At 42.2% G+C, this 19,485-nt stretch carries 13 protein-coding genes and 1 pseudogene; all 14 read left to right on the forward strand.

The annotated features are described in order from the left end of the window. A pseudogene (locus V7K67_RS08545) lies at window positions 1-766 on the forward strand (hypothetical protein); the annotation flags it as partial. Between the two features lie 128 nt (window positions 767-894). Next, a complete protein-coding gene (locus V7K67_RS08550) occupies window positions 895-3,972 on the forward strand; it encodes a type I polyketide synthase (protein ID WP_334729578.1) in 3,078 nt (1,025 codons plus the stop codon). Window positions 3,973-3,980: 8 nt separating this feature from the next. Next, complete coding sequence (locus V7K67_RS08555; protein WP_334729579.1) at window positions 3,981-7,229, forward strand: SDR family NAD(P)-dependent oxidoreductase; 3,249 nt, start codon at window positions 3,981-3,983, stop codon at window positions 7,227-7,229. A gap of 37 nt (window positions 7,230-7,266) precedes the next feature. Then, window positions 7,267-7,809 carry a hypothetical protein gene (locus tag V7K67_RS08560; RefSeq protein WP_334729580.1) on the forward strand — a complete coding sequence of 181 codons (543 nt, stop codon included), beginning with the start codon at window positions 7,267-7,269 and terminating at the stop codon, window positions 7,807-7,809. Between the two features lie 83 nt (window positions 7,810-7,892). After that, a complete protein-coding gene (locus V7K67_RS08565; protein ID WP_334729581.1) occupies window positions 7,893-8,864 on the forward strand; it encodes a DUF1702 family protein in 972 nt (323 codons plus the stop codon). A gap of 71 nt (window positions 8,865-8,935) precedes the next feature. After that, on the forward strand, window positions 8,936-9,907 hold the full coding sequence (locus tag V7K67_RS08570) for a DUF1702 family protein (RefSeq protein ID WP_334729582.1): 972 nt from the start codon (window positions 8,936-8,938) through the stop codon (window positions 9,905-9,907). 155 nt (window positions 9,908-10,062) lie between these two features. Continuing rightward, on the forward strand, window positions 10,063-11,838 hold the full coding sequence (locus V7K67_RS08575) for an NAD(P)/FAD-dependent oxidoreductase (RefSeq protein WP_335166031.1): 1,776 nt from the start codon (window positions 10,063-10,065) through the stop codon (window positions 11,836-11,838). Window positions 11,839-11,909: 71 nt separating this feature from the next. Beyond that, entirely contained in the window at window positions 11,910-13,667 is a 1,758-nt protein-coding gene (locus tag V7K67_RS08580; RefSeq protein ID WP_334729584.1) for an NAD(P)/FAD-dependent oxidoreductase, read from the forward strand. Window positions 13,668-13,942: 275 nt separating this feature from the next. Next, window positions 13,943-14,149: a hypothetical protein gene (locus V7K67_RS08585; protein WP_334729585.1), complete on the forward strand. Its 207-nt coding sequence runs from the start codon at window positions 13,943-13,945 to the stop codon at window positions 14,147-14,149. Between the two features lie 161 nt (window positions 14,150-14,310). After that, window positions 14,311-15,891, forward strand: a complete 1,581-nt coding sequence (locus tag V7K67_RS08590) for a GMC oxidoreductase (RefSeq protein WP_335166033.1) — start codon at window positions 14,311-14,313, stop codon at window positions 15,889-15,891. A gap of 96 nt (window positions 15,892-15,987) precedes the next feature. Further along, a complete protein-coding gene (gene ntrB / locus V7K67_RS08595) occupies window positions 15,988-16,785 on the forward strand; it encodes a nitrate ABC transporter permease (RefSeq protein WP_335166035.1) in 798 nt (265 codons plus the stop codon). A 60-nt stretch (window positions 16,786-16,845) separates the two neighbouring features. Next, window positions 16,846-17,673 (forward strand): ABC transporter ATP-binding protein, encoded by an 828-nt coding sequence (locus V7K67_RS08600; RefSeq protein WP_334729588.1) that lies wholly within the window; start codon window positions 16,846-16,848, stop codon window positions 17,671-17,673. Window positions 17,674-17,711: 38 nt separating this feature from the next. Then, the gene (locus V7K67_RS08605; RefSeq protein WP_334729589.1) at window positions 17,712-19,022 is read left to right on the forward strand and encodes a CmpA/NrtA family ABC transporter substrate-binding protein; all 1,311 of its coding nucleotides are present in this window, start codon (window positions 17,712-17,714) and stop codon (window positions 19,020-19,022) included. A 110-nt stretch (window positions 19,023-19,132) separates the two neighbouring features. Next, on the forward strand, window positions 19,133-19,375 hold the full coding sequence (nrtS, locus tag V7K67_RS08610) for a nitrate/nitrite transporter NrtS (RefSeq protein WP_335166038.1): 243 nt from the start codon (window positions 19,133-19,135) through the stop codon (window positions 19,373-19,375). Window positions 19,376-19,485 lie beyond the last annotated feature (110 nt).

Genomic DNA, 19,485 nt, shown 5'->3' on the forward strand with positions numbered 1-19,485 from the left:
AGTGAGATTTAATTTCCTCAAAGCCTTATGTAGTTTGAGTCTTGGTGTATTTCATCCTGATTCAGGCTCATCAATATTTAGATGCGTTTGCCCTGGTAATGCTAGCGTTATGAGCTGGCGGATTTACTTTGAATATATGTTGTGGTTCGGGATAGTTGTACCTTTGTATGTTGGTAAATGGCATTTGAATCTGACGTTTATCAACAGTTTCATGAAGGTCTATCGCGACACTGTAACCGGACTGTTCGTTGATGTGTACAAACAGTTCAATCAATTAGTGGATCGGGGAGCCAACATTGGATTTATGGACTGCTATCGGGCGGATCAGTTGTTTGGTGATTATAACACGCTTATGCACTTCGATCATTTCTTGGAGAATGCCAAGTTTGAGCCTTGGCGGTGCAATGTCTTTGCTAGTCTGAAATACACCCACTTCTACTTTGCCATCTGGTACATGAATTTACAGTGGAAGGGCTTTGGACTCCCTGGCTTGCTGGCTCCACGACACCTCTACCACTTCTTCCGATTGTTGATATTGGCAGGCTACATTTCTATAAGCGAGTTGGTCTATAAATACAAGATCAAGGGCGTGCCAACCAATAGCCAAGTGGCTAAGATGCGCCAAGACTTTACAACTTACCGCTACCAGTCTGAGCTACAGCCTTGGGACAAGGACGGAGTTAATTTGCAGAACCAGAAGTCCACTCACCAACAGTTAAATGACCAAGAGGTATCAAGAGTTCAAAAACTATCAGTATCGGGCTAACCTTCAGTCTTAGGTTGAGGGGATAAGGTTTTAGGACTTATGATTCTTGCGGTGAACTAACTGTATTATTTTAGTGCGACTTTGAAATTTTTCGCAGATGTCTAAATAAAACGGGAGAAGCATAAGTTATGTTTGCTAAAGCAAACACGCCTGCTGTTGCGGTTGTTGGCATGGGTTGCTACTATCCTGGGGCCAATAACTTAAAACAACTTTGGGAAAATATACTTGCCAGAAGACGCGAGTTTCGACAATTTCCAGACATCAGATTGCCAGTATCTGAATATTACGATCCAGACCGAAAAGCATCAGATAAGACCTATGGAAGTCGTGCTGCTGTTCTAGATGGCTTTGAGTTTGACTGGGCGAATCAGAGGATTCCCAAAACGGCTTTTGAATCGTCTGACATGGTTCACTGGTTAGCTCTAGAAGTCGCCTTACAAGCTCTAGAGAATGCCGGATATAGCCGTGGGAATGTTCCTACGGAACGCACAGGAGTTATATTAGGAAATACCTTAACTGGAGAACAAAGTCGTTCTCAATATATGCGATTGCGTTGGCCGTTTGTCCGTAAGGCTCTCCAGGCAGCTGCAAATGCAAAAGGTATGCCTGCACAGAACACAGAAGTGCTTGTAGAAACAATGGAAAAGTACTACAAGTCTGTGTTTGCGCCAATTACAGAGGATACCCTGGCAGGCAATCTGGCGAATACAATTGCTGGCAGAATCTGCAATTACTTTAATTTTGACGGTGGCGGCTATGTGGTAGACGGTGCCTGTTCTTCTTCTCTAATTTCTATAGCTACTGCTTGCACTCAACTAGCAACCCAAGAACTAGATATTGCTTTAGCCGGAGGGGTAGACATTAGTCTAGATACCTTTGAATTGATTGGCTTTGCTAAGGCAGGCGCGCTCACAGAAGGCGATATGAATGTCTACGATCACAAAGCTAGTGGCTTCATTCCCGGAGAAGGATGTGGCTTTGTGGTTCTCAAGCGTTTAGAGGATGCTAGAACGGCTGGAGACTACGTATATGCAGTTATCCAAGGTTGGGGCATCTCATCCGATGGTAAAGGCGGAATTACAGCTCCCTCTAAAACTGGTCAAGCAAAAGCCCTGCGTCGTGCTTACGATAAAGCCTATTACAACAGTCACGACTTAGACTTTATTGAGGGACATGGTACGGGAACACCAGTAGGCGATCGCACTGAATTAGAAGGAATTGCTTTAGCGATCGCACAGGATGGAGAAATTATACCTCGTTCTGTAGGGGTGACTTCTTTTAAATCTCTAGTAGGACATACAAAAGCCGCTGCCGGCATCGGTGGCTTTATTAAAGCTGTCATGGCTGTGAACCAAAGAGTTATTCCCCCCACGGCTGGTTGCAAAGAACTGAATCCAATATTTGAAACTACCGCTAAGTCTGTTTACCCAGTACTCTCTGGAGAGGTACGTCAGCCAACAGATGTCCTCCGAGCGGGAGTGTCCGCGATGGGATTTGGTGGGATTAATTCTCACATCACTTTGGAATCTGGGGATCAACCTGCACCCCAACTGAAACCATCGCTTCCAGAGCAAGCACTGTTAGTTTCCAATCAAGATACAGAGTTGTTTGTGATCAGTGCCAAATCCATTACAGATTTAATCGAACGCACCCAAATTGTCAGGGTAATGGCACAAGGGGTAAGTATTGCAGAGATGGTTGACTTGGCGGTGCAGTTAACACAGGAGATAGACTCTTCACAGCGAATTCGCGCGGCATTGATTGCTGACACTCCTAAGGCTTTACTGGAGCGTTTACAACAGTTAGAGCAAATGCTGAATGATATGCCTCCCGCTGTTGGAGACGTGAGCATTTCTCCAGAAAGAGATATCTGGATTGGCAACAATCTCCAAAACTGTAGAGTGGCTTTTCTGTTTCCTGGGCAAGGTTCACAAAAATTGAACATGGCTCGAACCCTAGTAGAACGGCATTCCTGGGCTAAGAAATTTCTGGAGCAAGCCGATAGTTGGTTAGAAGAGATTGGATGTGAACCCATCAGTAAATATATCTATCGTTCTCTAGAACGGGCTGCTGATGCCGAGCAAATACAAGCATGGTCTGAATATTTAACCAAAGTAGACATAGCTTCAGCAGCCATCTGCTTTGTTTCTCTGTTGTGGCAAAAGTACCTCGAATATCTGGGGATTAAGCCTGTTGCTGTGGGTGGTCACAGCTTGGGTGAATTGACAGCATTTTGTGCCGCCGGTGCCTATGATGAGAAAACCCTCATCTGTCTAGCTGCCATGCGGGGGAAAGCCATGTCTGCTTCTGGGGATCATGTTGGTGCAATGGCTAGTCTAGGTTGCGATCGCCAAACTGCCGAGCAACTTTTAACTGGAGTCTCTGGTTATGTCGTGATTGCCAATATCAACAGTCCTATACAAACTGTGATCTCTGGCGAGAGTGAAAGTGTGGCAGAGGTAGTGCAAAAAGCTCAGTCGCAAAATATCCAGAGCCGTCAACTACCAGTTGCTAACGCTTTCCATTCGCAAATGATGTCCTCAGCCGCAGGATTTTTGCAGGAACAAGCTCAGATACCACAAAGACTCACCGCAACTTCCATACCCTTATTTCTCAGTGGCAATGGAAACCGGGCCTCAGAAGGATTAGAATTGCGACAGCATTTTGCTCATCAGATGCTCTCGCAAGTGAACTTTATCTCCTTGGTGAAAACAATGGAGAGCGAATGCGATCTGATGGTAGAAGTAGGACCAGGAAAAGTGCTGGCTGGTTTGGTAGAAGCCACTACCACCTCCCCAAATCTTGTCTGTCTTCCCCTAGAATCAAAACCAGGACGCGATCGCGACTTAAACACCGTTTTAGGCAGTTTCTTTGTCCGTGGCGGTGAAATTAACTGGCAAGTTGTTTATGGCAATCGCTTAATCCGTCCTTTTGTCAGAGCATCACAACGTATCTTTATTGAGAACCAGTGCGAACGACCTTTTCAAGTGTCCGATGCAGAATTATCTGCGATCGCTCTGGTGGAGAATGGCTTGGTGGACAACGGAACTCAGACTGACTCATTACATCGATTTGCCGACTCAGAAGCAGACCTAGTGGAAGCTTTAACCGAGTACTTCTCAGAACGTGGTCTTTTCTTGGCTGAGTTAATTCGGGCTGATATAGAAAGCCTACCTTTGCTATCAACTATCACTCAAGATCATTAAATAATTTTATGGATTCATCCAACAACGAGGAACTGATCAAGTTACTATCTAACTACTTTTCTCACAGAGGTAACTTTTTAGCTCAAGTCATTCGAGCCGACTTGCAAAGCTCACCATTTTTAGCTAGCAAGCCGAAACAGACTCAAAAGCATACATCCAACGGGACACAAAAGCCTGAAGTTAAGGTTTCCGTAACTCTTCCAGCGACTCATTTAGTTGATCGTGGGAACCAACCGACTCATCCGGTTGATAACGGAAATCAACAGCAGACGACTTCCATACAAGACAATGCGGTTGATAACGGAAATCAACCACAGACAACTTCCATACAAGACATTCTCGTTAATTTAGTTGTCGAGCACACTGGATATCCGCGAGATAGCATTAACCTACAAGCAAGATTACTGGACGATTTAAATCTGGACTCAATTAAATCCGCAGAATTAGTTGCTCAAGCAGCTAAACAAGTAGGAGTTCAAGGACAGGTAGATCCATCACATTTTGCCAATGCTAGCCTGACCGAAATTGTAGAGGCTTTAAAAGAGCTATCTAAACCGCAACAGTCACAACCCCAAAACTCTACAGAACTTGCGCCTACTGTCATTGAAGAATTAACCTCCTGGACGCGTAACTTTGTAGTTAAATACGTTGCAGAAGAAGCCGCCACTATCTCCCGTCAGGAGGAAAATTGGCAAAATACTCACTTGTTTGCAGTCGATGACTGGAAAACTGCCAAAGTCTTAATAGTTGCGGAATCAGAAGCAGCAGATTTCGTCCCAGTAGTTACTCAAAAACTTCAGCAGATAGGTGCTCAAGTAGAGGTGATTAACTTTGAAGAAATCCTGGCAAACTCCCTAATTCAAAAAGTGGACTTTACTCACTTCATCGCCGTACTACCCCGCCATGTTAAAGATGAGGCATCCCTAAAAACACGGCTGAAACGAGCTATGGAGCGCCTTCACGCTGTAGCGACTCCACCGCCATCATCTCAGGCACAACGGGAGTATACCAGTGTCAGCTATATCCAGTTTGGCGGCGGTTATTTTGGCAAGCTGCATCAAATCGGCGATATTGAACAAGGCTGTACTATTGGCTTTGTCTCCACACTCCATCTTGAGCGTTCCGACCTCAAAGTCAGAATCATTGATTTGCCTGCTGATGTAGAACCAAGTGCTGTTGTAGAACGTGCAATTGAAGAGATTGCTAGACCAGATGCCTTCTTGGCAGTAGGCTACGATTCGCAACTAACTCGCCGCATTCCTCGCCCGATAATTCAAGACAGATCGCTATATAAAAACCGTCCTCTCACTTGGTCAGGCGATGATGTATTTTTAGTTACAGGAGGAGCCAAGGGGATCACATCTGAGTGTGCATTAGCTTTAGCCAGAGTAACAGGTGTAAAAATGGCTTTAGTGGGTAGTTCATCTCATCCCCAAGATAATCCAATGGGTAAGAGCAGTCCCGAAATTGCGAGTATTTTGAGAAGATTCCGCGATGAAGAGTTAACTTGTCAATATTACCAGTGTAATGTTGCTGATGCTCAAGCAGTAGTAGAATTAGTGGGGCGGGTTGAGAAAGATTTAGGTAATATTACAGGAATTATTCACGGAGCGGCAGTTAATAAAGCACGACGGATAGAAAATTGTGCTTTGGCAGAAGCTGAAGCAGAAATCGCACCAAAAGTATTAGGCGCAATCAATCTCTGTCAGGCACTCCAAGACAAACCACCCAAGATGTTTGCAGGTATTTCATCTATTGGTGCAGTGGTTGGTTTACCTGGTAATTCTTGGTACAGTTTTTCCAACGAAGTGCTTGATTTAATCCTGCGTCGCTTCGGTCAGGAACACCCAGAAACTTCAGTTATTTCCACTGCCTACAGCGTTTGGGCGGAAGTAGGTATGGGAGCACGTATGGGAACTGTTCACAACCTCCGGCGGATGGGGATCAAAGCAATTCCTAAAAATGAGGGTGTGAATCGTTTTGTCCAACTGATGCAAAAAGATCCTGGTGATGCTCAAGTTGTGATTGCTTCCAGTCTGGGCGGTGTGCAGACATTAGGACGTGGTTTTGATACCTGGCGAATTAAACGGGTGCCTCCGCCAGATACATCTAAATTTATCGAGCAGCTACAAATTATCGATCCCGGTATTGAAATCACTGCTCGTACTCACCTCACTTTAGAAAAAGATTCCTACGTCAAAGACCACGTGTACAAAGGTTCTTACCTATTCCCCACGGTATTTGGTCTAGAAGCAATGGCACAAACTGTTGCCTATACTGTAGGTCAAGACAAGTTCAATACCGTGCGGATCGAGGATATTCGTCTAGAACGACCAATTGTCGTAGATCCTCAAAACGGTGTAGAAATTGAACTGCGTGCAGAAGTGCTGGAACGGGAATCTAAAAATGCTCCCATCAAAGTTTTGGCAGAAATTAGAACTGAGCAGACTGGGTTTGCTACTGCTCATTTTGCTGCTACCTTTGTCTTAGGACAACAGATAGAAGTTCACATTCAGAATGTAGAACTGCCTAAACAACCTCTCGCTCTCCAACCTAAGGAAGACCTCTACAGCTGGTTATTATTCCAAGGGCCTCGTTTCCAACGGCTGCAACAGATTTACACCCTTAACTCCACAACAATGGTTTTTCGCACTCAAAGAGATGCGAGAAAGGAAGTGCAAAAGTCTGTGGATCGAGCCGATGGGCCTTTCCTGTTAGGAGATCCTTATTACCGGGATTCACTACTACAGTCAGTGCAGCCGATGGTTCCTCAAGATTTAGGTTTACCCATCGGCATCAAGAGCATTCAGATTTATCAAATTCATAGCCACGGTACAGAGTCTTGTATTGGTGTTGCTCAAGGAGAAGGTAGAAATGGCAAGCAGTACGATACCTCAGTCTTCAGTGTTGATGAAGACGGACGGGTAATTGAAAAGCTGGAAGGTTATCAGTTACGCATAATTGACCATCGTCCCGATAATCCCACTGCGGAAGAATTGGCAAATCTGAGCGATCGCACTGAACAACTTTTACATCAAGAATTGGTTGAGCGAGCCGCAGCTTTGGATGTTACAGTACCGCAAATATCCTTGGCGGAAATGCCTGGGATGCACAATCTATCGGCAGAAAAACGTCACCATCGGCAATTACCAATTTTTTCTAAGACTGTAGGTAAATATTTGAACTTGTTGGTTTTGCTGCTGATATTCACAGTGACAGTAAAGGAGTTTTTGGTCAGATTTTTGGACAATCTTTGAACACTTTTGAATAATTACAAACGAACGGTAAACAGCAATGACAACTGTTGTACAATCAACTAGAACTCGCACAGAAACAAAGTATCGTACTCAAACAACACCACTGTTTAGTTCAGAAAGTCTACAAAAAGTACACATCAAATGGCTCGATTCTGGAAAGCCGATACTTGAAGGATTAGAGAGCCAACAAGTAGAAGTATCCCTTTCTCATGATGATAGGTTTTGTCTATGTGTTGTCGGTCGCGGGCCCCAAGGCTGTGACATTGTTCCTGTCAGCCATCGCTCCCAAGCAGATTGGATTTCTTTGTTAAGTAGCGATCGCCAATCCCTATTAAATCAACTACTAGCAACTGGGTATGAGTCTTTAGATATTGCAGGTACACGCTTGTGGTCAGCAATAGAAGCTCTGCGTAAAGCTTTTGATGCTAAAGATATTAGTCTGAGCATTGACTCTCAACAAGAAGATACAGTCTTGTTCCAAGGAGAGGTAGCTGGTAAAGAGCTATATGTGATGACTTTTCCAGTCAACTTTACAAAGGGTTCGCAAAGAATGGTTGCACTGATCGTCAATAAAAATTAGAGAGTTAGGTAGGCATTACACATCTAACTAGGAAATATCAAAGACAACAAAAATCAGGCATTTCAAGGAGATAAAGACAGAATATGATTCCCAATTTCGGATATTTACGCCGCTCAATATTTGGGATCTCAACAGAAGTAATGGATAGCTGTTGGCAAAAGTTAAACGTTCCTGATAGCCCTACTCGTCAGCAATTAAGGGAATCAAGTAATGCTTTTATCAATGGCTACAACATCGCCCTCGAAACTGGTTTGTCAGAGAATTTAAGTACCAAATTAAAAGCCTTTGATAGCGATTTGCTGGGGTTTGCTTATACCGGTGCCGCTATGGGCTTGACGATACTAGACTATATTCCTCCTGGAAACCAGCATAGACTCCAACAATTTGTGCATGAACATCCTGAGTATATAAGTTCGGCTCATATTGGTGCAGGTTTTGCGATCGCAGTTTTAAAGCGGGATGTACAAAAGTCTTTATCTCAAATGATTCCCTTGCAAAGGTGGTGGACAATTGATGGCTTTGGTTTCCATGCCGGTATCCTTAACTGGAAAAATTCTGTACATAAGCAAATTGTTCCCCAACGCCTTGCAGGCTATGCCATTCGGGCATTTGATCAAGGGTTAGGGCGGGGTATTTGGTTTGTATACGGTGGGGATGTCCCAAGAATTGCCCAGCAAATGCAATCCTTTCCTCAGAACCGTCATGGGGATCTTTGGAGCGGAATCGCCTTAGCTTGCACCCATACTTGCGGAGTTAATCAAGAGACTTTGCAATATCTAAAGATAGCAGCAGGTGCTAAAGCCTCTTATTTAGCCTTGGGTGCGGCATTAGCAGCACATCCTCGTTACCTGACTAACAACATTGTTGAGCAGACTAACCTTGCTTGTTCAGTTCTGTGTGGGATGTCAGCATCAGATGCAGCCCAACTGACATTAAAAATTATCCAAGGGCTAACTATTGATGAACAAGAAGCAGTTTTCGTAGAACAACCAATCTATGAAACCTACCGAGAAGGCGTTCGTAGACAATTTCTCAAAAATACAGTTACCGTCTAACTGTCAACTCAATTGCCAGCATTTTTTGGATAAATTGACCACGCTTTCATCAACTAAAACAGGAGTAAATTATGATTTTTACCAGTGGATTTTTGCGCCGATTCTTATTTGGTCTTCCTATAGAAGGAATGGATCAATTTTGGAAAGAGTTTCCCGGATCTGAAACAGAAGCGAGAAAGCTATTGAGATTGTCTAGTAACGCTTTTATTAACGGTTATAATACAGCCCTGGAAGTTGGTTTATCACATATTATCCTCAGCGAACTCCAAGCTTTTGATATTAATCTGCGTGGCTTTGCTTACGAGGGAGTCGGGATGGGCTTGATTATGATCGATTACACCAGTTTTGGTAAGGAAAGCAAATTCCAAAAATTTGTAGACGCAAATCCTAACCACACAAGTTTGGCTCACATCGGCGCTGGTTTTGCTATTTCCGTACTCAACAGAGATATCGAAAAATCTTTAGCACCTATGGACCCCATGCAAAGGTGGTGGGCTATGGATGGCTATGGTTTTTATAATGGCATCTTTAAGTGGAAACAATCTGTACGAAAACAAATTGTTCCCAAGAAAGTTAATGGCTATGCCCTGCGAGCGTTTGATCGTGGATTGGGCAGAAGTATTTGGTTTCTCTTCAGTGCCGATATAAACACAATTGTTAAGGAATTGCAGAAGTTTCCAGAATCCCGTAGGAGAGATATTTGGAGTGGTATTGGTGTAGCTAGTACTTACGCTGGTGGGGTTAGTGAAGAAACCTTACGGAATTTAAAGACAGCAGCTGGTTCTTATGCGTCTTACGTATCTCTAGGCTCTACCCAGGCTGCACACGCTCGTTATTTTGCTAACAACATTGTTGAACACAACGATTTAGCTTGCTCAATCCACTGCGGTATGTCTGCTGAAAGTGCTGCAAAACTTACTATTGAAGTGATGGAAGGGCTAAATATTCATGCTAATGAAAAGGTGTTTGTAGAACAACCAATCTACGAAATCTATCGAGAAAGCATTCGCAGCCAACTGATGCAAATACCAGTTGCTGCCTAGTTAATTTACTAATACCTACCTCAATTTTTCACTCGAAGTGCAAGGTAAAAGTAATAACTACATGCTGTCTCATGTGCAAGTAAAAATTTTGATTCTTTTGCTGCCATCAGACAGCATTCATCAAATTAATTCAACCAAAAAAGGATTCTAGGTAAATGAAATCTACTCAAGAACTAGTTTATGATGTCGTGATTATGGGAGCTGGTTTTGCAGGTAACTGTCAAGCTAGACACCTGTTATTAAAGATTCCCAATATCAAGATAGCGATTATCGATCCTCGTTCTCCAGAAAGAACTACAAAAGATTTAAAAGTGGGTGAATCCACTGTAGAAATTGCTGCAACTTTCTTAACTAAAGAATTGGGTCTTTATGAGTATCTCATTGAAAACCAAGCACCTAAACATGGACTTAGTTTCCACTGGCCGAAAGATCCCAATCAAACAAATAGCACAGATGATTACTATAATATTTGGACAAATGGTCTTCCTCCCACCGAAAGTTTTCAACTCAATCGGGCAAAAATGGAGCAAGATTTACTCCAAATGAATCGCAATATGGGCGCAACTTTCTACAACGGTAGAGTTGTGGATTTAGATCTAACTCCCAAAAACGAACTTCACACCATTGAAGTAAAACTTGAAGATGGTAAAATTAACCTCAAAGCAAAGCATGTAGTTGATGCTGCTGGTCGCCGATTTCTCATTGGTAAAAAGACAGATAATATAATTTTAGACCCGGAGGAATTATATGGAATTAATACTGGATCATCATGGCTTCATGTCAAGGGAATAGATCGGAGCATAATTGATAATGGCTATCATCCCGATACTTCAATCGCCAGTCATTATTACACCACAAATCACTGGTTTGGTCACGGACATTGGATTTGGATGATTCCTATTGGTAAATCTGGCAAGGAGTTATCAATTGGGATTGTCTATCATCAAAATGTGATTGCTACTAAAGACATCAACACTTCCGAGAAATTCAAAGCTTTCTTAAAAGCCAATCATACTCTTCTTTATGATCTCATTGAAAGTGGTGAATGTATTGACTTTAATAACCTACCGAGGTTAGCACATAAAAGTCGCAAAATGATTTCTGAAGATAACTGGTATGTGTTAGGTGATGCGGCTCACATGTTTGACCCTTTTTATTCTCCTGGGTTAAGCCTCACAGCTCTTGATATTGAAAGCGTGACTGAGTGCGTTCGGGCTAAACTTGCTCAAGAAGCTGATGCCGAGGAAAAGCAAGCTTTCTACAATCGCTTTTTAGTTACCAACGCTAACTCATATAACTACATTTATCAAGGGCATGAAAATCATTTGGGTAATGCTTGTGCAATGAGTTGGCGTACTTACCTAGAGGATATGTTATGGTTTGGTGTCTTGCTGCCAATGTATATCGGTAAGTGGTTTCTCGATTTTGAATTTATTGGTCAATACGAGAGCATAGCTAATTTTCTTTTCTTCAAAAAGAATAGTCTGTTTGCTGATTTTTATAACATTCTAGATCAAGTAGTTGAGCGCAAACTCAATATTGGTCTAATGGACTTTACTCGCAACGATCAATTATTTATGAAGTACGGTCCTTTACAATTTTTTGACGATTATCTGAAACAGACAAAGTTTGAGCCTTTACGCTGTAATGTTTATGCTGGAATTAAGGGTACTTTCTTTTTCTTTTTCATTGCATGTGTGAAATTACGCTACAGTGCTTTTGGAATTTTAGGAGTGTTATCTCCACGCAACATTTTCCTGATAATTCAACTGTTAGCTTTATATGTCTACACAGCCATTGGCGAACAAATTTATATGTTCAAGATGCGTAACGTGCCAGCTAACACTGCTATTGAGATTATGAGGGAAGAGTTTAAAAACTACCAACATCAACCTCAGCTACGTTCTTGGAAGGAAGGGATAAAAGCTTAAAAGTATTGGCTGTCTGCTAAAAATAAGACAGCCATCACCAGCATTTGTACAACAAAAAGGAGAAACAGTTCATGAACTCTACTCAAGAATTAGTTTATGATGTCGTCATTATGGGAGCTGGTTTTGCAGGTAACTGTCAAGCTAGACACCTGTTATTAAAAAATCCCAGGATCAAGATAGCGATCATCGATCCTCGTTCTCCAGAAAGGACTACAAAAGATTTAAAAGTGGGCGAATCTACAGTAGAAATTGGGGCAACTTTCTTAAGCAAAGAATTGGGTCTGCATGAATATTTAATTGAGAACCATTCTCCTAAACATGGATTGAATTTTCATTGGGCAAAAGATCCCAATCATACCCAGAATATAGATGACTATTATCATGTCGGAAATCGCACTGTTGCTATTGATACATTTCAACTAAACAGAGCAAAATTGGAGCAAGATTTACTCCAAATGAATCGAGAAATGGGGGCAGTTTTCCACAATGGTCGAGTTGTAGATGTGGAGTTAACACCCAAAGATGAACTGCATACAGTTCAGGTTAAACTTGAGGAAAATCACATTAACCTGAAAGCCAAGCACCTAGTTGATGCTGCCGGTCGTCGCTTTATTATTGGTAAAAAAACTGATAATTTAATCTTCGACCCCGAACAGCTTTATGGAATTAATACCGGTTCTGCGTGGCTGCGTGTGAAGAATATAGACCGCAGCATTATTGACAATGGCTATCATCCCGCAACTTCCGCAGCTAGCCGTTACTATGCTACTCATCACTGGTTTGGTCACGGTCATTGGATTTGGATGATTCCTATCGACAAACATGACAAAGAGTTATCGATTGGAATTGTTTATCACAAAAATGTCATTCCTAGCCAAGAGATCAATACTTTAGAGAAGTTCACTAATTTCTTAAAAGCTAACCATACTGTTGTCTCTAATCTCATTGAAAGTGGTGAACTGGTTGATTTTAATCACTTACCAAGATTGGCACATAACAGTAAGCAAATTATCTCGCAAGATAATTGGTATGTGTTAGGTGATGCGGCGCACATGTTCGATCCTTTTTATTCTCCTGGCTTAACCCTAACAGCTCTGGCAATTGAAAGCACCACAGAAATCATTTGTGGCAAACTTGCTGGCGAACCTGATGTTGAGCAAAAGCAAGAATTTTACAATAGGTTTTTGCTGACAAATGCTCGCACGTATAACCAAATTTATCAGAAACATGATAAGCATTTAGGAGATGCTAGTGTTATGAGTTGGCGAATTTACATGGAAAATATGTTCTGGTTTGGCATATTAGTTCCCATGTATATAGGTAAGTGGTTTTTGGACTTTGATTTTGTTTCGCAGTACCAAAAAATTGCTGATTTTATCTTCTTTGGTAAAAACAGTATTTTTGCTGAACTATATCAGCTATTTGACCAATTGGTTGAGAGACAAATTAATATAGGCGTTATAGATTATACGCGAGCCGATCAATTGTTCTGGAATTATGCTCCTACTAAAACCTTTGATGATTTTCTAGCAAATACAAAGTTTGAGGCTTTGCGTTGCAATGTGTATGCAGGGATGAAAGCAACTTTCTTTTTCCTCATCTTTTATTATCTAAAACTACGCTTCAAAGGATTTGGAATTTTAGGTGTTTTAGCTCCACGCTGTATATTCCGGGTATTACAATTACTTGCATTGTATATATACGTTGCTATGGGCGAACAAATTTATTTGTTTAAAACCCGAAATCTTCCAGATAACACCTTCATTAATCAAATGAGGGAAGACTTTAAAAAATACCAATATCAGCCTAAGCTACAACCTTGGTTTTAAGGGCTGTAAAGGGAGAAGAGAAAAGGGTTTTACTTGTTTCATTCATAGCGAGTGATGCCCTGTCCGTCGCTCTTAAGTACTTCTTTTCTCGGTGGACAAGCGATCGCAATTACGCAATTAATCGCGATCGCTCGTCTGATAAACCTTGGCTGAAACCCTACTTATTTCGTCAAATTTCCCCAAGCCAGAAGCCCATAGACTGGCATTGCCACGGCAAAATCACTAGTTAATTACGAATCTTAACTAGGTCATCTAGTATGTCCCATCTCCAGTCTATGAGTGACGTTCAGACAACACTAATCTCTAGTTCAACCTGGAACGAGTCAAAAAAACCACCATACCAAGTTGATCAGCAAATTAAGTTTCTGCATCTAGCAGCAGAAGTGGAATCCCTATGGCAGCAGCTACAAAAGACATCTCCGAAAAAGAATCTGAAACCCTTGTCCTATCTAGGTGAAAACCTAATTTCTGGAGATGTCTAAAGCATAGATTAGCAACACTTGGCTACTGCGAACAACAAGGCACAGCGCCAAATGCCCTGAAGATAAGCCGACGCGGAGACACAGGGACACGGGGAAAGAACTTCTGCCTTCTTCAAGTGTTTGACTTTATTGATAAAAATGAAAATTAGAGGAGATAGAGTATGACCCGATTATTGAAACGTCGTCAATTCCTTCAGGGTACTATAGGTGCGGCTGTCGGCATAGGTTTATCCAATCTGAAAGCGCAGGCTCATAGGTTTCATGGATCTAATGAATACATTGAAGCACTAGTTATTGGTAGTGGTTTTGGTGGAGGGGTGGCATCATTGCGTTTGGGTGAGGCAGGCATTGAAACTATCGTATTGGAGCGTGGGCGACGGTGGACGAGCACTGATGCTGGCAATACTTTTAGCCCCTATGACAAGCCTGATGGTCGCGCAGCTTATTTGAATCCAACATCCCTATTCTTTAATGCTGGTACTCCTATCGACATTTACACTGGCATTCTGAGCGGGAAGATAGCAGTAGGAAATAGTGTTAGTGCTTTGAATGGAGCTGGGGTTGGCGGGACTTCACTTGTATACGGCGGTATTACTTATCAGCCGCCAGAAAGGTTCTTTTACCAAGTTTTTCCACGTTCAATCAACTATTCTCAATTAGATACTATCTATTATCCACGAGCACGCTCCATTCTCAAGGCAACTCCAATTCCAGATGACATTCTCCAAAGTCCTTACTACTTAGCCAGCAGCATTTTTCTAGAACAGGCAGCCAAAGCAGGTTTAAAAACCCGAAAGATTCCGATCGCCGTTGATTGGGATATTGTTCGTCAAGAAATCGCAGGTCAAAAGAAACCTTCCATCATTTTAGGTCAATATTATTACGGTGTTGAAAGTGGGGCAAAAAATAGCGTAGACCGTAACTATCTGAAAATGGCAGAGGAAACAGGTTACGTTGAAATCCGACCTTTGCACGTTGTAACGGCAATCAACGAAGTTAGAGATGGGCTTTACCAGGTTGTCTGCAATCAAATTAACGAGCAAGGAAAAGTACTTGCCCAAAAACATTTGATTTGTCGATATTTGTTTTTAGCGGCTGGTTCAATTGGCACTACAGAGTTATTGTTAACTGCTAGAGAAGAAGGTACGTTGCCCCGCCTCAGTAATCAAATTGGCTTTGGGTGGGGAACTAATGCTGATTCAGTGACTACCGTAATTAGCAACAGACAAACCAATCCGACTTACGGAACTCCCGGAGTGGTAGCGATTGAGCATTTTGATAACCCCATTGCCCCAGTACTACTGGAACCATTTCCTGTTCCCTCAGTACCACAAGGCGCTGCTATTATTCTTGGCCAGGAAATTACTAAGCCAGAGGGTTATTTTACTTACAATGCTTCTAGTAAGTCAACGGATCTATTCTGGCCTTCTACCTCCCCTAACAATCAAAAACTGGCGAAAGCTATTCAGTATACATATCAATTAATTAATCAAGCAAACGGTACGAGTTTGGCTAGTCCACCTGACTTTAGTTCCACAGGCCACCCCCTGGGTGGTGCAGTCATTGGACAAGTATGCGACACCTACGGGCAAGTTTACGGGTATCGTAACTTGTTTATTGTTGATGGTTCTTTGATGCCAGCTTGCTCAGCTTGTGTTAACCCCTCACTCACTATAGCGGCTTTAGCGGAACGCAGTATGGATCGCTTTCTCAATGACATAGGTAGACATTCCCGCAGGTGAACAACAGAATTAGTGATCGCCTCACAAGGTGAGTTTGTATGAGAGTTGATGCGGGACATCAGCGCTAAAAATTCAAAAATCAGAGGATATACCTCAATGTTCATCAACGCGAAAAATTTAATTTCCTCTAAGCAGGTTAAGTCAATTATTGCCCCTGTTTTTGGTATTACAATCCTGTTAGTTTTCTGGCATTTACTCAGCTTAGTTCCTGATACATCACTGCCTTCTCCTTTGAAGGTGATAACTGATAACTGGGGATTGATTAGAGATCCCTTTTTTAACAAGGGAGGCAATAATAAAGGATTTTTCTGGCTGATTCTTGCCAGCCTTGAACGAGTGGCTTTTGGCTATTCCTTAGCTGCAATAGTAGGTATTTCTATTGGTTTTGTCATTAGTCTGAATCAATTTATTAGAGAAGCGATCGACCCGATCATTCAGCTATTTCGTCCGATTGCGCCTCTGGCTTGGCTACCTCTAGCTCAGGCTATTTTCCTCAAACCTGATCCCTCAGCCATCTTTGTCATCTTTATCACGGCAATTTGGCCGATCATCCTGAATACTGCTTTGGGTGTACAGCTGATTCCTAAAGATTACACCAACGTCTCCAAGATTTTAGGACTCACAACTTTTGAGAATTTTTTTAAAATCTTAGTGCCTGCTACACTTCCCTACATTTTCACAGGATTAAGAATTGCACTCGGTCTATCTTGGTTAGCTGTTGTTGCAGCTGAGATGCTGCTTTCTTACGACGGAATTGGCTTTTTTATCGTCGATGCATACAACAGTTCAAATATTAGTGAAATCATCTTGGCAATTATTTACTTGGGTGGAGTTGGTCTCATTCTAGACAAGATGATGGCTTATCTCTCCTTCAAAATAACTCCACAAGAATAACCTGCGTGCAAAAAAAACTTCCAAGCCTATAGCTTTATAAAAATAAAATAGGAGTCCTATATGTCTAGTTTTGTTGAAATTCAAGGAATCGAAAAGGAATTTAAACTGTCGGATGGGAGTAAAAACCTTGTCCTCCAAGACATCAACCTGAAAATTATGCCGGAAGATTTTGTTTCTCTTATCGGTCATTCCGGTTGTGGTAAGTCTACCTTACTGAATATTGTGGCTGGGTTAGAGAAAGCAACACAAGGCTATGTACAAGTTGATGGTCAAATAGTACGTAGACCTGGTTCTGATCGGATGATGGTGTTTCAGAACTATTCTCTCTTACCTTGGTTAACTGCTTGGGAAAATGTTGCCTTAGCTGTTAATAAAGTAATGCACCACAAATCCAAGAAAGAACGTTATCACCTAATTGCTCATTCTCTGGAAATGGTGGGGCTGAAAGATGCCATTCGCAAAAAACCAACACAACTTTCTGGGGGAATGAAGCAACGAGTGGCGCTGGCACGGGCTTTAGCAATTAAGCCCAAGTTGCTACTTTTGGATGAACCGTTTGGAGCTTTAGATGCTTTAACTCGTAGTTCTCTGCAAACTGAGTTGATGCATATTTGTAATATAAACAATATCACTGCAATGATGGTTACTCATGATGTGGATGAGGCGCTATTGCTTTCTAATCGTGTGGTGATGTTGAAAAACGGCCCTGCTGCAACCATCGATCAAGTTTTGGAAGTGCCCTTTGAACATCCTCGGTCCCCGACGGAGATTATGGATAACCCTAAATATCACGCACTCCGGCATGAAATGATGCAATTCCTGTATAGACAGCAGCAAGTTAAATATATAGAAAGCCAAATTGCAACTACTGTGAGCAACACAATTTAAACTCTGTCACACAGCATACTTTCAAGAGATGAATCGATATGGCAAAGCTTTCCAGACGCAAATTTTTAGCAACGACAGGTGCTGCTGCGCTACTGACTCAAACCATAACCCATCGTGCCACTTCTGGCTCCACTGTTAATTGGTTGAGTTCAGGTGTGTATGCTGGTTATAGCGATACTCCTGAGGTGAAAACCGCTAAACTGGGCTTTGTTGCCGTGTCCAGTTGTTCTCCTTTAATCATCGCCAAAGCGAAAGGCTTTTTTGCTAAGCATGGTATGCCTGATGTCCAGGTAAATAAGCAGCCTTCTTGGGCTGTTTCGCGTGACAAACTGATGTTAAGTTCAGATGATGGTGGCTTGGATGGTGCCCATTTACTCTTTCCGATGACATACCTAATTTCTACGGGAGAGATTACCTATGGTCGTAAAATCCCTATGTACCTCATGGCTCGGATGAATGTGAATGGACAAGGGATTTCACTTGCCAATGCCTATAAAAATTTAAACCTTGGTTTAGACAGCTTTGCCCTCAAATCAGTTTTGGCTCAGAAGACGTTGGCTGGAGAAATCTCGCGCTTTGCTATTCCCTATCGACGGGTAACAGGAGATTTTTTCATGCGCTGGTGGCTAGCTTACGGTGGTATCGATCCGGAACGAGATGCATCCCTGATTGTGGTACCACCGCCGCAAATGGTAGCTAATATGCGCGGTGGGACGATGGATGGTTTTTGTGTGGTCGATCCTTGGCATCATCGTTTGATTAAACAGAAGCTCGGATACTCAGCTGTAACTACTGGAGAGTTGTGGAATAATCACCCTGAAAAAGGACTCGCCATGCATAGTAACTGGGTAGATAAGCATCCCAAGGCAGCTAAAGCGCTGCTAGCTGCTGTTTTAGAAGCTCAGATATGGTGCGATCGCCCTGAAAATAAGGAGGAAATGGTAAGTATTCTCTCACAGCGCCAATGGATGGGAGTTAAAAGTGATTTCCTTCGCGATCGCTTAATGGGCAAGTTTGACTATGGCAACGGGCGTGTGGTAGAAAACAGTCCTCATGCGATTAAATTCTGGCGTGAAAGTGCTTCCTATCCTTACAAAAGTCATGATCTGTGGTTTCTAATTGAAGATATGCGCTGGGGGTATCGTTCCCCAGAATTTGCAACTAAACCTTTAATTGAGGCTGTAAATCGCGAAGATTTGTGGCGGGAAGCAGCCAAATTTATCGGTCAGGAAACAGCAATTCCACCAAGTACATCACGAGGTGTGGAGAAATTTTTTAATGGTTTGGAGTTTGATCCGGAAAATCCTCAAGCTTATTTAAATGCTCCTACCATCAGAAACATTGGATGAATTATCCACAACAAAAAATTATGTCAATAAATGCAACTACATGATTGTGAATATCTTCCACTGCGGCTAATTACTACTTCCAGAAAAGTTACAGAATGAGGCATAGGAACATGCTAAGAGAATATTTATTGAGCCTACTCGCTCGCCAGTTGATGCCAACTGCTTTTAAAGTAGCGCTATTTATAGGATCTCTCCTGTTCACAATCAATCATGGTTGGGCACTTTTGACTGGTCAGATGACATCTGAACGTTGGATTTCTGGAGGGTTGACTTACATTGTTCCTTATATGGTCAGTATTCATGGTCAATACATTGGTAGAAAAGGATGGATGAGAAAAAATGTCCAGTCGTAATTAATTTGGAGACAATTTGTAACTGCCTAGCTAGTAGTAATAGAGGAAAGGAAAACAGAGACATTACCTTCTAAAGCATCAGTAATAACTTCGAGGAGATTAAGACCATG

It is taken from the genome of Nostoc sp. (assembly GCF_036917155.1).
Lineage (GTDB): Bacteria > Cyanobacteriota > Cyanobacteriia > Cyanobacteriales > Nostocaceae > Nostoc.

Excerpts from the sequence above, each read along its gene's own strand:
- V7K67_RS08560 (WP_334729580.1), top strand. The coding sequence starts at position 7,267 with ATGACAACTGTTGTACAATCAACTAGAACTCGCACAGAAACAAAGTAT.
- V7K67_RS08565 (WP_334729581.1), top strand. The coding sequence starts at position 7,893 with ATGATTCCCAATTTCGGATATTTACGCCGCTCAATATTTGGGATCTCA.
- V7K67_RS08590 (WP_335166033.1), top strand. The coding sequence starts at position 14,311 with ATGACCCGATTATTGAAACGTCGTCAATTCCTTCAGGGTACTATAGGT.
- V7K67_RS08580 (WP_334729584.1), top strand. The coding sequence starts at position 11,910 with ATGAACTCTACTCAAGAATTAGTTTATGATGTCGTCATTATGGGAGCT.
- V7K67_RS08570 (WP_334729582.1), top strand. The coding sequence starts at position 8,936 with ATGATTTTTACCAGTGGATTTTTGCGCCGATTCTTATTTGGTCTTCCT.
- V7K67_RS08600 (WP_334729588.1), top strand. The coding sequence starts at position 16,846 with ATGTCTAGTTTTGTTGAAATTCAAGGAATCGAAAAGGAATTTAAACTG.
- V7K67_RS08550 (WP_334729578.1), top strand. The coding sequence starts at position 895 with ATGTTTGCTAAAGCAAACACGCCTGCTGTTGCGGTTGTTGGCATGGGT.
- ntrB (WP_335166035.1), top strand. The coding sequence starts at position 15,988 with ATGTTCATCAACGCGAAAAATTTAATTTCCTCTAAGCAGGTTAAGTCA.
- V7K67_RS08575 (WP_335166031.1), top strand. The coding sequence starts at position 10,063 with ATGAAATCTACTCAAGAACTAGTTTATGATGTCGTGATTATGGGAGCT.
- V7K67_RS08555 (WP_334729579.1), top strand. The coding sequence starts at position 3,981 with ATGGATTCATCCAACAACGAGGAACTGATCAAGTTACTATCTAACTAC.
- V7K67_RS08585 (WP_334729585.1), top strand. The coding sequence starts at position 13,943 with ATGAGTGACGTTCAGACAACACTAATCTCTAGTTCAACCTGGAACGAG.
- V7K67_RS08605 (WP_334729589.1), top strand. The coding sequence starts at position 17,712 with ATGGCAAAGCTTTCCAGACGCAAATTTTTAGCAACGACAGGTGCTGCT.
- nrtS (WP_335166038.1), top strand. The coding sequence starts at position 19,133 with ATGCTAAGAGAATATTTATTGAGCCTACTCGCTCGCCAGTTGATGCCA.